Here is a 12,432-nt window from a genome sequence, read left to right on the forward strand (position 1 = left end):
CAGCACGGCTTCGTCGTCGGTCGGCTGCGGGTCGTCGGCGGCACCGGCCACGTGGCTGGCGCCATACGGCGTGCCGCCACTGGTGGTGTGGCTCAGCGCCGGCTCGGTGAACGGGATGCCGACGATCACGCAGCCGTGGTGCAGCAGCGGCACCTGCATCGACAGCAGGGTCGACTCCTGCCCGCCATGCATGGATGCGGTGGAAGTGAACACGCCGGCCGGCTTGCCGGACAGGGTGCCATTGACCCATTCGGCGCCCAACCCGTCCAGGAAGTGCTTGACTGGCGCGGCCATGTTGCCGAAGCGGGTGGGGCTGCCGAGCAGCAGGCCCTGGCATTCGACCAGGTCCTGCACGCTCACGTAGGGGGCGCCATCGTCGGGTACCGGCGGCTGCGCGGTCTGGGTCACGGCGGCCACCGGCGGTACCGTGCGCAGGCGCGCGGTCATGCCCGGCACTTCGCCGATGCCCCGCGCGATCTGGCGCGCCAGCCGTGCCACCGAACCGCCCCGGCTGTAGTACAGCACCAGAATCTCGCCCATCGTGCCCGCTTCTCCTCGTCGTGTGGCTACCAGTATGGCTATCCTGCGAGCATTCCGCATCGGGTACCCTTTCGCCGATGGAACCTTTGGATACGCTCAACCTGTGGATGGAGCGCGCGCGGGATCGCGCACGGGCCATCAGTTTCGGCCGCTTCCTGTGGCATCGCTTCCTCGACGACCGCCTGTTCCAGGCAGCGGCGGCGCTGGCGTACACCACGGTGTTCGCGCTGGTGCCGCTGGCGATCGTGGTATTCGGTGTGCTGTCGGCCTTCCCCGTCTTCGACCGCTGGAGCGATCAGCTCAGCGACTACGTGTTCTCCAACTTCGTGCCCTCCGCGGCGCGAGCGGCCGAGGGCTACCTGCGGCAGTTCTCGGCCAGTGCCGGCCAGCTGACGGCGGCCGGCTTCATTGCACTGGTGGTCTCACTGCTGATCACGCTCAACAGCGTGGAAGAGACCTTCAACCAGATCTGGCGGGTCGGCTCGACCCGGCCCAAGCTGACCCGCTTCCTGGTCTATTGGACCGTACTGACCCTGGGCGCGATGCTCGCCGCCGCATCGCTGGCGGTATCGGCGCGGGTGTTCGCCATGCCGTTGTTCGGTACCCAGGAGGGCCGTTGGTTGGCCGAGCTGGCGCTGCGGCTGGCGCCGATCCTGATCGAGTTCGTCTGCATCACGCTGATGTTCCGGGTGGTGCCGCATCACACGGTGAAATGGCGGCACGCCGTGCCTGGCGCGATCCTGGCGGCGGTCATCCTGGAGCTGGTGAAGTGGGGCATCGGCGCCTATCTGGGCAGCTTCCAGTCCTACCAGAAGCTGTATGGCACGGTGGCCTTCGTGCCGATCCTGCTGCTGTGGATCTACCTGTGCTGGGTGGCAGTGCTGCTGGGTGCGTCGCTGGCCTCATCGATGGCGGCCTTCCGCTACCAGCCGGTTGAACTGCGCCTGCCGCAGGGGTACGAGTTCTACGGCCTGCTGCGCCTGCTCGGCCGCTTCCACCATGCCCGTGCCAAGGGCAAGGGCCTGGCCGACGATGAAATCCTGCGCCTGGAACCGTTGCTGACCGACTCGCTGCTGCAGGATCTGGCCTGCAACCTGCAGGCGATCGGCCTGCTGCGCCGCGATGAACGCGGCGAGTGGCTGCTCGCGCGCGACCTGGACCAGGTCAGCCTGGCCGATCTGTACGAATGCACCCAGCTGCGCATCCCGGTAGCCGAGCAGCACCTGCCGTACCGCGACGACAGCCTGGGCCGTGCCGCATTGGCGGCGCTGGACGATCTGCGACTGCCCCTGCGTGAACGCCTCAAGCGCAAGGTCAGCGACATCTACACCGATTCCGGAGACATGCCATGACCCGCAAGACCCCGTTGCCGCTGCTGCTCCCGTTGACCCTGCTGCTGGCCCTGGCGGCCTGCAAGCCGGCCCAGGAGCCGGCCCCGGCGAGCAGCCAGCCGCCGGCACAGGCGCCGACGCCGGCCACTCCGGCGCCGGTCGAGGAAACCCCGGCCGAGCGCACCACTGCCGAGTTCCCGACGCTGAAGATGAAGGCGGTGGATGGCAGCGACTACGACCTGGCCGCGCATCGCGGCAAGTGGGTGGTGGTGAACTTCTGGGCGACCTGGTGCGCCCCGTGCCGCAAGGAAATGCCTGAACTGTCGGCGCTGCATGCGATGCGCAGCAACATCGAGGTGGTCGGCCTGGCCTACGAGGACATCGAAGTGCCGGAAATGCAGTCGTTCCTGACCAAGCATCCGGTGACCTATCCGATCGTGATCGTGGACCCGTTCGATCCGCCCGCAGACTTCGCCACGCCGCGAGGCCTGCCGTTGACGCATCTGCTGGATCCGCAGGGCAAGCTGGCCCACACCTTCCTTGGCCCGGTGACCGCCGCCGACATCGAAAAGCAGATCGCGGCTGCCAAGTAGTGGGTTGGTCGGCAGGGCCTGAGGCCCTGCACCCGTGGAGGCCAGAGCAACAGCAACGGCAACAGCCGAAGCAGAGGCGGGTCTCCTGAGGGATGGCGGGGTGGGTCCGGTTGCGGGGGCCGCTGCAAGTACGTCCATGTAAGCTCGGTCGCCGCATCCATGCGGCTCACGCCCCCGCAACCGGACCCACCCCGCCTTCGACAGATTTCCGCGATCTGTCGGGACGGCATGGGGTCAGATCCGTTTTCCGAAGGAAAACGGATCTGACCCCAAATGAATCTCGATATCTGACAGATGTGTCGACCAAGGTCGACACCTACCAACAGCCGCAGGGATCTGTCAGAGGCGGGGCGGTGTGGGTGGGCAGGACCGTTGGCGCCATGGATGGCGCCATCGAGCCCCCATGGACGGGTCTACGGCGTGTCCTGCCCATCCACACCGCCCCGCCATCCCGCGGATAGCCCGCTGTTGATGTTGCCGTTGCCGTTGCGTTGAGCAGGTGCAGGGTGCAGCCCTGCCGAACAACCCTATTCCTCGACCGGGAAGTCCTCGATCGGCTTCAGTACATCGTAGTGCTCGCGATGCAGCTTGCCCTTCAGCTTCGGCAGCTCCGGCAACGGCGCATCGACCCGCGTGTCCGGCAACCGGTCCAGCAGGTTGCGCACCAGGGTCAGTCGCCCCAGCCGCTGGTCGTTGAAATCCACCAGCGTCCACGGCGCCGCCTCGCGATGCGTCGCGCGCAGCATCGCCTCGCGGGCCTCGGTGTACGCGCTGTACTTGCTGCGGGATTTCAGGTCGACCGGAGACAGCTTCCAGCCCTTCAGCGGATCGAGATGGCGCTCGGCGAAGCGCTTCTCCTGCTGCTCCTGGTCCACGCACAGCCAGTACTTGAACAGCAGGATGCCGTCATCCACCAGCAGCTGTTCGAACACCGGCGCCTGGCGCAGGAACTGCTGGTACTCGGTCTCGCTGCAGTAGCCCATCACCCGCTCGACGCCGGCGCGGTTGTACCAGCTGCGGTCCATCAGCACGATCTCGCCTGCGGCGGGCAAGTGCGAGGTGTAGCGCTGGAAATACCACTGGGTGGCTTCGCGGTCGGTAGGCTTGGGCAGTGCCACCACCCTGCATTGGCGTGGGTTGAGATGCTGGCTGATGGCCTGGATCGCGCCGCCTTTGCCTGCCGTATCCCGTCCTTCGAACAGCACCAGCAGGCGTTGCCCGCTGTGCTGCACCCAACGCGCCATCGCGGTCAGTTCCAGCTGCAGCGGCAGCAGCAGTTCGTCGTAGTCCTTGCGCTTGAGCTTGGCCATCATCACACCACGCGGGGAGGAAGCCCGAGCGTAACGCAGGGATCGCTCAGGCGTTGTCGACGCCCTGCCAGCCCTGTTCGCCAGCCAGCTGCTGCAGCATCGCCGACAGGTCGCGGGCAAACCCGGCCATGTCGAACAGTCCACTACGCTCGCGCGCCTGCGCCAGCTCGGCACGCAGCGCGGCCAATGCCGCAGGGTCATTGCCCAGCGCGCTGGCAGTGGCGATGAACGCCGCGTCGTCGGCGACATTCATCCGGGCCAGCCCCAGATGGTGGTTGAGGCTGCCGGCCACGCGCGCGGCGAAGGTGTCGCCCGGGCAGGTCAGTACCGGGCAGCCGGCCCACAGCGCATCGGAGGCGGTGGTGTGCGCGTTGTAGGGATGGGTGTCGAGGAACAGGTCGGCCAGCTGATAGCGGGCCAGGTACTGCGGATGCGGCAGCTTGGCCATGAACACCAGGCGCGCCGGGTCCAGGCCGGCGGCCTGCGCGGCGGTGCGCAGGCGGGTGTCGGCCTGGCCGGGGCCGGACAGCAGCCACAGCACGCTGCCGGGCACGGCCTGCAGCACCGCGAAGGCGCGGCCCATGCTGCGCGGATTGAGCTTGTAGCTGTTGTTGAAGCAGCAGAACACCACGCCGTGTTCGGGCAGCCCGCACTCGGCGCGGGACGGTGCCGGTTCCAGTACGCGGGTGTTGTCCGAGGGCTGGAAGGCGCGTGGCAGGCGCAGGACGCGTTCGCTGAAGTGAGGTTCCAGCGATGCGGGCAGCACGAATTCGTCGGCGACCACGGCATCCAGCCAGCGTGCACCTGATGTGCCGGGGTAGGCCAGCCAGTTCAGCTGCAGCGGGGCCGGGCGCATTGCCAGCACCTCGGGCGTGCCGCCGCCGCCCCAGCCGCGCAGGTCGAACAGCAGGTCGATGCCCTGTGCGCGGATGCGGGCCGCGATGTCGGCATGCCGCAGTGCGGCCACCTCATGCAGCCGGGTCGCGGCCTGCAGGCGATCGCGTATGCGGCTGCCATCGGCGCGGTTCAACGCGAACAGGTGCAGCTGCAGCGCCGGGTCATGACGCAGGTGTTCGAGCAGGGCCACGGTCAGCAGCCCGGTGGGATGGGCGCCGAAGCCATTGGAGAGGAAGCCGACGCGCAACGGGCCGCGCGCGCGTACCGTTACCGCCGGCAAGGGCCGAACCGAGGCGGCGATCAGCGCGGCGCGCGCACGTGCGCAGGCCAGCTGCTCGGCAGCGCTGGCGTCTTCGCTGAGGAAGGCGAACGGCTCCACCGCCCCCTGGCCGGAAGCGAGCGCGGCACGTACCTGCGTGGCCAGCGCGTCCACGTCCTGCCAGTCGCACAGGCGGCGCTGCCAGGCCAGGCGCTGGGCGGCGATGTAGGGTTCGTCCGGCATCAGCGTATGTGCGCGGCGATAGGCCGCCGCCGCGCCTTCGGCATCGTCGGCATCTTCCAGCGCATGGCCCAGCCACAGCGCGATGCCCGGGTGCTGCGGGGCCAGTGCCGAGGCCTGGCCGAGCAGCTTGGCCGCGTCGGCATGCGCGCCGGCCATCCAGGCCACGCGACCCAGCCGTGCCAGTGCTTCGGGGTGGTTCGGGCGCAGCTGCAGCGCACGTCGTGCGGCCTGCTCGCCGGCGGCGATGTCGCCGGCTTCCAGTTCCAGGTCGGCCAGCATCACCCAGGCGACGAAATCGCCGGGCTGGCGTGCGATCGCCTGCTGCAGGTGCTGTCGCTGCTGCCAGGCCGACATCGTGCTCAGCCCGCCGACAGCTGGGCCAGGGCGTCGACCTGGTGCTCGTGGCTGAGCCGCTGCAGCAGCGGGTCGAGGTCGCCGGCCAGGATGTTGGGCAGGTCGTACAGGGTCAGGCCTTCCACGCGGTGGTCGGTGATCCGGCCCTGCGGGAAGTTGTAGGTGCGGATGCGCTGGCTGCGGTCGCCGCTGCCGACCTGCAGGCGCCGCGATTCGGCCTGCGCGGCGTCCTGGCGCTGACGCTCGGCATCGAGAAGCTGCGCTTTCAGGCGCTTCATCGCCTTGTCACGGTTGGCGTGCTGGCTGCGCTCGGTCTGGCACTCCACCACTACGCCGGTCGGCACGTGGGTGATGCGGATCGCCGACTCGGTCTTGTTGACGTGCTGGCCGCCGGCACCGGACGAGCGGAACGTATCCACCTTCAGGTCGGCCGGGTTGATGACGATGTCGTCGACTTCGTCGGCCTCGGGAATGATCGCCACCGTGGCCGCCGAGGTATGGATGCGGCCCTGCGACTCGGTGGCCGGCACGCGCTGCACGCGATGCGTGCCCGATTCGAACTTCAGGCGTGAGAACGCGCCCCGGCCGACCACGCGCGCCACCACTTCCTTGTAGCCGCCATGCTCGCCGGGATTGTCCGATTCGATCTCGACCTTCCAGCCCTGGCGCTCGGCATAGCGGGCGTACATGCGGAACAGGTCGCCGGCGAAGATCGCGGCTTCGTCGCCGCCGGTACCGGCGCGCACTTCCAGGAACAGGTTGCCTTCGTCGCGCGGGTCACGCGGCACCAGCAGCAGCGCAAGCTCCTGCTCCAGTTCCTGCAGGCGCGCCTGCGCGGCGGCGATTTCCTCGTCGGCCAGTTCGCGCAGGTCGGGGTCGGCGCGCATGCCTTCGGCGGCGGCCAGGTCGGCCTTGGCACGGGCTTCATCGGCCAGTGCAGTGGCGACCGGTTCAAGTTGGGCGAATTCGCGCGAAAGGTCGCGGAAACGGGTGTTGTCGGCGACCACATCGGGTTCGGCGAGCAGGCGTTCCAGTTCTTCGCGGCGCTCGGCCAGCGCTTCCAGCTTACGGCGCAGGGTCGGCGTCATCGGGTCTCACGGGTGGGTGGCGGTAACCCGGCGTGGCCGGGAACAGGCGCTCGGCGGCGCGGGTCAGGTCAGCATCGCCACTCAGCGCGGCGGCGCGCAGTGCGGCGGTCGGCGGATGCAGCAGTCGATTGGTCAGGCCATGGGCCAGCAGTTCCAGCACTTCGTCGGCCGGCTTGCCGTTGGCCAGCTGCTGGCGCGCGCGCTCCAGCAGTTCGGCGCGGGTGGCTTCGCCGAACGCACGCAGCTGCCGCAGCGGTGCCTGGTGGGCGCTGGCCTGCTGGGTCTCGACGAAGCGCGACACCTGCAGGTCGATGATCGCCTCGGCCTCGGCGGCAGCCTCGCGGCGGCCACGGCGGTTGTCTTCCACCGCGCGTTCCAGGTCATCGACGGTGTAGAGGAAGGCGTCGTTGAGCGTGCCGACCTCGGCCTCGATGTCGCGCGGCACGGCCAGGTCGAACAGCAGCATCGGCTTGTGCCGGCGCGCACGCAGGGCCTTGGCGACCATCTCACGGTGGATCACCGGCTCGCGCGCGGCGGTCGCCGAGAACACCACGTCGGCCTCGCCCAGGTGGCGGTCCAGTTCGGTCAGTGGCAGGGCCACGCCGCCATGACGGCTGGCCAGCTCCTGCGCGTGGGCGAGGGTGCGGTTGGCGATCAGCAGGCGCCGCACCTTGCCTTCACTCAGGTGACGTGCAGCCAGTTCGATGGTCTCGCCGGCACCGACCAGCAGCACGGTGGAGTCGTCCAGTCGCGCGAAGGCGTTCTGCGCCAGGCGCACCGCCGCCGAGGCCACCGACACCGGGTTGGCGCCGACCTGGGTATCGGTGCGCGCACGCTTGGCCACCGAGAAGGTCTGCTGGAACAAGCGGTCCAGGCGCTGGCCGAGCAGGCCATGGTCACGCGCGGTCGACCAGGCATCCTTCACCTGGCCGAGGATCTGCGGTTCGCCCAGCACCATCGAGTCCAGCCCGGTGGCGACCCGGAACAGGTGGCGCACGGCCTCGGCATCGGCATGCTGGTACAGGTAGCCCTGCAGGTCGCCGGCCTGGCTGTGCAGCCACTGGTCCAGCGCCTGTGCCGACTCGGCCACGGCGTACAGCTCGGTGCGGTTGCAGGTGGACAGCAGCACTGCCTCGGCGATCTGCGGGGTATCGCGCAGCGAGCCCAGCGCACGCGGCAACGCCTCACCGGCGAAGGCCGCGCGCTCGCGCAGCTCCACCGGTGCGGTCTGGTGATTCAGTCCGAGCACCCACAGGGTCATTGTTCAGTTGCTTGCGATAAGCTGCTGGCCATTGGACGACATTTTAAGGCCCCGATGCCGACGATGCCCGCATTGATTCGCATCCCCAGTGTTCTGCTGCTGTCCCTGGCCTGCGCCCAGGCCCTGGCGGCGGTGCCGGCCAAGGCCCCCGTGCGGGCCGCGGCCACTGAGGAACTGGCGCTGGAACCGGTGATGGCCGGTGAATTCGCCCTGCAGGCCGGCAAGCTGGCCGAGGCCGCGCGCTGGTACCTGCAGGCCGCGCAGCAGACCGACGGCGACGCCGGCCTGGCCGAGCGCGCGACCCGTATTTCCATGCTGGCCAACGATGACGCCAGCGCCGCCAAGGGCCTGGCCCTGTGGCAGCAACGCGCCCCACGCTCGCTGACCATGCGCAGCGCCGCCGGTGCACTGGCCATGCGCCAGGGCGATGTGAAGGCCGCCCGCACCGAACTGCAGGCCCTGCTGGCCGACCCCGACGAGCGTGGCTGGAAGTTCGCCCTGGCCGCGCTGATCGGCGGTGGCCGCGATCCGGCGGTGCCGGCGCAGGTGCTGGGCGAGCTGGTCGATGCCAATGCCATTCCACCGAAGATCGAGGCCTGGCAGGAGTTCGGTCGCCTGGCCCTGCGCATGGACAAGCCCGAGCTGGCGCGGCGCATGATCGATGAAGTGGTCAAGCGCTTCCCCGAAGAACCGCGCGTGGCGCTGCTGCGTGCCAGCCAGCTGCAACAGGCGGGCGAGACCGACAAGGCATTGTCGCTGCTGCACGACGTCGAGCCGAAGACCCGCCAGGACCCCGAGCTGCGCAATGCGGTGGCCATCGCCTACGACAGCCTGGGACAGCCGGCTGCGGCCGAGCGCGTACTGGCATTCGGCCCGCAGGACGTACAGACCTGGGGCATGCGCGCTTCGCTGCTGGCCAAGCAGGGCGACAAGGCAGCGCTGTCCAACCTCTACAACGAGCTGTCGCGGCAGGCGGCCAAGCCGGATCCGGCGCAACGCCTGTTGCTGGGCAAGATCGCCGAATACCTGAAGCGTTACCCCGAGGCGGTGCAGTGGTACCACAGCGTGCCCGGTGGCGATGAACTGAGCGAAGCGCGCCTGCGCGCGGCCAATGCCCAGGCCCTGGCCGGGCGCCTGCCGCTGGCGCTGGACGAAGTGCATGCGATCCAGTCCGATGCGGTGGTCGATGACGATGTACGCCGTGACGCCTACCTGCTGGAGGCCGAGCTGCGCCAACGCGGTGACGACAGTGCCGGTGAACTGGATGCATTGGCCCGCGGCCTGGCCGCCTACCCGGACGACAACGGCCTGCTGTACGCCCGAGCGCTCACCTGGGAGCGCCGCGACGACATCCCCCGCGCCGAGGCCGACCTGCGCAAGATCCTGGTGACCGACCCGGAAAACGTGCCGGCGCTGAACGCGCTGGGCTACACGCTGGCCGACCGTACTGGTCGCCTGCAGGAGGCGCTGGAGCTGATCGACCGTGCCCGCGTGGCCGAGCCGGACAACGCCGCCATCGTCGACAGCTATGGCTGGGTGCTGTATCGCCTGGGCCGCAAGGATGAAGCGCTGGTGCAGCTGCGCCGCGCCTGGACCCTGGCCAAGGACCCGGAGATCGCCGCCCACGTCGGCGAAGTGCTGTGGGTGCTGGGCAAGCATGATGAGGCCCGCCACTTCTTCGACGAAGCGGCCAAGCTCGACCCTGAAAACCGCGCGCTGCTGCGCGCCCGCGAGAAATTCAATCCATGAGTGGTTCCCTGATCCGGCCGCTGCTGTTGGCGGCCGCGACCCTGGCGGTGAGCGCCTGTACCAGCGTCGGCACGCAGAAGACCCCGGCGCCAGCGGTGGTCGAGATTGTTTCGGCTGAAGCGGCGCAGGCCGAGGCAGCGCGCGTGGCCGCGCTGCAGGCACAGCCGGACTGGGCCTTCCAGGGGCGGGTGGCGGTCAGTAAAGGCAAGGACGGTGGCAGCGGTCGCATCGACTGGAAGCAGGACGGGCGCCGTTATGTGGTCGAGCTGAGCGCGCCGGTGACCCGGCAGAGCTGGAAGCTGACCGGCGATACCCATTCCGAAGCCGGTCGCCTGGAAGGGCTGGCCGGTGGCACCCGTGACGGTGAGGACGCCCAGCAGCTGCTGCTCGAGGCGACCGGTTGGGACATTCCGGTCAACCAGCTGCCGGAGTGGATCCGTGGCCTGGTGGCCGGCGATGCTGCCGGTCCGGAGAAGGTCGAGCGCGACGGTGAAGGCCGGCCGCGCCGCATGCAGCAGATGGGCTGGCAGGTGCAGTACCTGGACTGGTACCCGGCCGACGCCGGACGGCCGGCGCTGCCGCGCCGGATCGAGGCCAGCAATGGCGACGCCAAGGTGCGCCTGCTGGTGGACCAGTGGGGGCAGGGCACGCCATGAGCGGGGCAGTCGACGACGCGGGCTGGTCCTGGTGGCCGGCCCCGGCCAAGCTGAACCTGTTCCTGCACATCACCGGCCGCCGGGCCGACGGCTACCACGAGCTGCAGACCGTGTTCCGCCTGCTGGACTGGGGGGACCGCATCGGCCTGCGCCTGCGTGAAGACGGCCAGGTGCGTCGGCAGGGCGAGGGCCTGGCCGGCGTGGCCGAGGCCGATGACCTGGCGGTGCGTGCCGCGCGCCTGCTCAAAGAAGTGGCGAATGTCGCGCAAGGCGCGGACATCATCGTCGAAAAGCATGTGTCTGCCGGTGGTGGCTTCGGCGGTGGTTCGTCCGACGCGGCCACCGTACTGGTGGTGCTGAACCGGCTCTGGCGCGCCGGGTTGGACGAGGATGCGCTGGCGGCGCTGGGCCTGCGCCTGGGCGCCGACGTGCCGGTGTTCGTGCGTGGCCGCAATGCCTGGGCTGAAGGGGTGGGCGAGCGGCTGCAGCCGATCACGCTGGCGCCGGCCTGGTATGTGGTGGTTGAACCGGGCGTTCATGTTCCTACGCCGGTTCTGTTTGCAGACCCGGATTTGACGCGCGACAGCCCAGTGGCGAAAATAGAGGACTTCGCTTCCGGGACCCTGGTCGGGAACGCGTTCGAACCGGTGCTGCGCCGCCGTGAGCCTGCCGTCGAGGCGGCGCTTGCTGCGTTGAGCGACATCGGCGCGGCGCGGCTGACCGGTTCGGGAAGTGGTTGTTTCGTCGAGTTCGCATCGCAGGCTGCTGCAGAGCAGGGACGGTCGAAGTTGCCGAAGGAGTTGCGGGCAAGGGTGGCAGCGGGCGTTGCGCGTTCGCCACTGCTGGATGCACTCGAGCAACACTGATTTATCAATGCAGGGGCGTCGCCAAGAGGCCCAAGGCACCAGGTTTTGATCCTGGCATTCGTAGGTTCGAATCCTACCGCCCCTGCCAATAGCGGCTGTGTCCGCGCCTTCCAGCGCATCACCTGCGCGGGACGTGGAAACAACCGCGGTGTTGTCAGCAGCAAGGGTCCATCGGGTCCTTGCCGACCCCGGATCCCCGCCACTCGTCCCCGCCCGAGACAATCATGATGCAAGAGTCCCCGAACCTGCTGGTCTTTTCCGGCAACGCCAACAAACGTCTGGCGCAGAACATCTGCAAGGAACTGGGGGTTCGCCCGGGCAAGGCGCTGGTCTCGCACTTCTCCGATGGTGAAGTGCAGGTGGAAATCGAAGAGAACGTCCGCAAGCAGGACGTGTTCGTGATCCAGCCGACCTGCGCGCCGAGCGCGGAAAACCTGATGGAACTGCTGGTGCTGATCGACGCGCTCAAGCGCGCATCGGTGGCCAGCGTGACCGCCGTGGTGCCGTACTTCGGCTACTCGCGCCAGGACCGCCGCATGCGTTCCTCGCGCGTGCCGATCACCGCCAAGCTGGCGGCGAAGATGTTCAGCACCGCTGGCGCTGATCGCGTGCTGACCGTCGACCTGCACGCCGACCAGATCCAGGGCTTCTTCGATATTCCGGTGGACAACGTGTATGCGTCCCCGCTGCTGCTGGCCGACATCTGGCGCGCCTACGGCACCGAGAACCTGATCGTTGTGTCGCCGGACGTGGGCGGCGTGGTCCGCGCCCGTGCGGTGGCCAAGCGCCTGGATGACGCCGACCTGGCGATCATCGACAAGCGCCGCCCGCGCGCCAACGTCTCCACCGTGATGAACATCATCGGTGACGTCGAAGGCAAGACCTGCGTGATGGTCGATGACATCGTCGATACCGCCGGCACCCTGTGCGCCGCTGCCGCTGCCCTGAAGGCGCGCGGTGCGCTCAAGGTCGCCGCCTACTGCACCCACGCGGTGCTGTCGGGCCCGGCGGTGGACAACATCACCAATTCCCAGCTCGACGAGCTGGTGGTGACCGACACCATCCCGCTGAAGGACGCAGCGCGGGTGTGCAGCAAGATCCGCCAGCTGAGCGTGGCGGAAATGCTGGCCGAAACGATGCGCCGCATCGCCTTCGGCGAGTCGGTCAGCTCGCTGTACGTCGACTGAGTTTTTCGTCCCTGCCGGCAACGGCGGGGACATACCCCGGGTGCTTCTGGTCGCGGAAGCATCTTCAACCGCCACGCCGCAAGGCAAGGCAACAACCT

General features: G+C 68.7%; 11 protein-coding genes and 1 tRNA gene. 7 read left to right on the forward strand and 5 right to left on the reverse strand.

The window, feature by feature from the left end:
• The coding region (wrbA, locus tag AB1281_RS02065) for an NAD(P)H:quinone oxidoreductase (protein ID WP_430344954.1) at positions 1 to 540 on the reverse strand (540 nt) is incomplete at its 3' end.
• Between the two features lie 77 nt (positions 541 to 617).
• Here wrbA and AB1281_RS02070 point away from each other — a divergent pair.
• Both AB1281_RS02070 and AB1281_RS02075 read left to right on the forward strand, forming a co-directional pair.
• On the forward strand, positions 618 to 1,892 hold the full coding sequence (locus AB1281_RS02070) for a YihY family inner membrane protein (RefSeq protein WP_075675296.1): 1,275 nt from the start codon (positions 618 to 620) through the stop codon (positions 1,890 to 1,892).
• Entirely contained in the window at positions 1,889 to 2,464 is a 576-nt protein-coding gene (locus AB1281_RS02075; protein ID WP_430344955.1) for a redoxin domain-containing protein, read from the forward strand. Before AB1281_RS02070 ends, AB1281_RS02075 begins: the two co-directional genes overlap by 4 nt.
• Before the next feature lie 527 nt (positions 2,465 to 2,991).
• Here the strand turns inward: AB1281_RS02075 and ppk2 are convergent.
• The 4 genes from ppk2 to hemA are packed head-to-tail and all read right to left on the reverse strand — an operon-like array spanning position 2,992 to position 7,876.
• The gene (gene ppk2, locus AB1281_RS02080) at positions 2,992 to 3,774 is read right to left on the reverse strand and encodes a polyphosphate kinase 2 (protein WP_430344956.1); all 783 of its coding nucleotides are present in this window, start codon (positions 3,772 to 3,774) and stop codon (positions 2,992 to 2,994) included.
• 46 nt (positions 3,775 to 3,820) lie between these two features.
• Positions 3,821 to 5,527: a tetratricopeptide repeat protein gene (locus AB1281_RS02085; RefSeq protein ID WP_430344957.1), complete on the reverse strand. Its 1,707-nt coding sequence runs from the start codon at positions 5,525 to 5,527 to the stop codon at positions 3,821 to 3,823.
• A gap of 5 nt (positions 5,528 to 5,532) precedes the next feature.
• Positions 5,533 to 6,615, reverse strand: coding sequence for a peptide chain release factor 1 (gene prfA / locus AB1281_RS02090; RefSeq protein ID WP_014036080.1), 1,083 nt, complete (start codon positions 6,613 to 6,615; stop codon positions 5,533 to 5,535).
• Complete coding sequence (hemA, locus tag AB1281_RS02095; protein WP_032130429.1) at positions 6,593 to 7,876, reverse strand: glutamyl-tRNA reductase; 1,284 nt, start codon at positions 7,874 to 7,876, stop codon at positions 6,593 to 6,595. Before hemA ends, prfA begins: the two co-directional genes overlap by 23 nt.
• A 63-nt stretch (positions 7,877 to 7,939) precedes the next feature.
• Here hemA and AB1281_RS02100 point away from each other — a divergent pair, with 63 nt between their 5' ends.
• The 5 genes from AB1281_RS02100 to AB1281_RS02120 all read left to right on the forward strand — a co-directional run bounded on the left by AB1281_RS02100 (position 7,940) and on the right by AB1281_RS02120 (position 12,334).
• Complete coding sequence (locus AB1281_RS02100) at positions 7,940 to 9,625, forward strand: tetratricopeptide repeat protein (protein WP_430344958.1); 1,686 nt, start codon at positions 7,940 to 7,942, stop codon at positions 9,623 to 9,625.
• Positions 9,622 to 10,281: a lipoprotein insertase outer membrane protein LolB gene (gene lolB, locus AB1281_RS02105; protein ID WP_430344959.1), complete on the forward strand. Its 660-nt coding sequence runs from the start codon at positions 9,622 to 9,624 to the stop codon at positions 10,279 to 10,281. The genes AB1281_RS02100 and lolB overlap by 4 nt, the downstream gene beginning before the upstream one ends.
• On the forward strand, positions 10,278 to 11,147 hold the full coding sequence (gene ispE, locus AB1281_RS02110) for a 4-(cytidine 5'-diphospho)-2-C-methyl-D-erythritol kinase (RefSeq protein ID WP_075675290.1): 870 nt from the start codon (positions 10,278 to 10,280) through the stop codon (positions 11,145 to 11,147). The genes lolB and ispE overlap by 4 nt, the downstream gene beginning before the upstream one ends.
• Before the next feature lie 11 nt (positions 11,148 to 11,158).
• Positions 11,159 to 11,235: transfer RNA gene (locus AB1281_RS02115), tRNA-Gln, on the forward strand.
• A gap of 139 nt (positions 11,236 to 11,374) precedes the next feature.
• Entirely contained in the window at positions 11,375 to 12,334 is a 960-nt protein-coding gene (locus AB1281_RS02120; protein ID WP_005415400.1) for a ribose-phosphate diphosphokinase, read from the forward strand.
• The last annotated feature ends 98 nt before the right edge of the window (positions 12,335 to 12,432 follow it).

Source organism: Stenotrophomonas sp. NRRL B-14846 (assembly GCF_050473585.1).
GTDB lineage: Bacteria > Pseudomonadota > Gammaproteobacteria > Xanthomonadales > Xanthomonadaceae > Stenotrophomonas.

What these genes read in the sequence shown, in the direction of transcription:
- AB1281_RS02070 (WP_075675296.1), top strand. Translation starts at nt 618, where the DNA reads ATGGAACCTTTGGATACGCTCAACCTGTGGATGGAGCGCGCGCGGGAT.
- AB1281_RS02075 (WP_430344955.1), top strand. Translation starts at nt 1,889, where the DNA reads ATGACCCGCAAGACCCCGTTGCCGCTGCTGCTCCCGTTGACCCTGCTG.
- ppk2 (WP_430344956.1), bottom strand. Translation starts at nt 3,774, where the DNA reads ATGGCCAAGCTCAAGCGCAAGGACTACGACGAACTGCTGCTGCCGCTG.
- AB1281_RS02085 (WP_430344957.1), bottom strand. Translation starts at nt 5,527, where the DNA reads ATGTCGGCCTGGCAGCAGCGACAGCACCTGCAGCAGGCGATCGCACGC.
- prfA (WP_014036080.1), bottom strand. Translation starts at nt 6,615, where the DNA reads ATGACGCCGACCCTGCGCCGTAAGCTGGAAGCGCTGGCCGAGCGCCGC.
- hemA (WP_032130429.1), bottom strand. Translation starts at nt 7,876, where the DNA reads ATGACCCTGTGGGTGCTCGGACTGAATCACCAGACCGCACCGGTGGAG.
- AB1281_RS02100 (WP_430344958.1), top strand. Translation starts at nt 7,940, where the DNA reads ATGCCCGCATTGATTCGCATCCCCAGTGTTCTGCTGCTGTCCCTGGCC.
- lolB (WP_430344959.1), top strand. Translation starts at nt 9,622, where the DNA reads ATGAGTGGTTCCCTGATCCGGCCGCTGCTGTTGGCGGCCGCGACCCTG.
- ispE (WP_075675290.1), top strand. Translation starts at nt 10,278, where the DNA reads ATGAGCGGGGCAGTCGACGACGCGGGCTGGTCCTGGTGGCCGGCCCCG.
- AB1281_RS02120 (WP_005415400.1), top strand. Translation starts at nt 11,375, where the DNA reads ATGCAAGAGTCCCCGAACCTGCTGGTCTTTTCCGGCAACGCCAACAAA.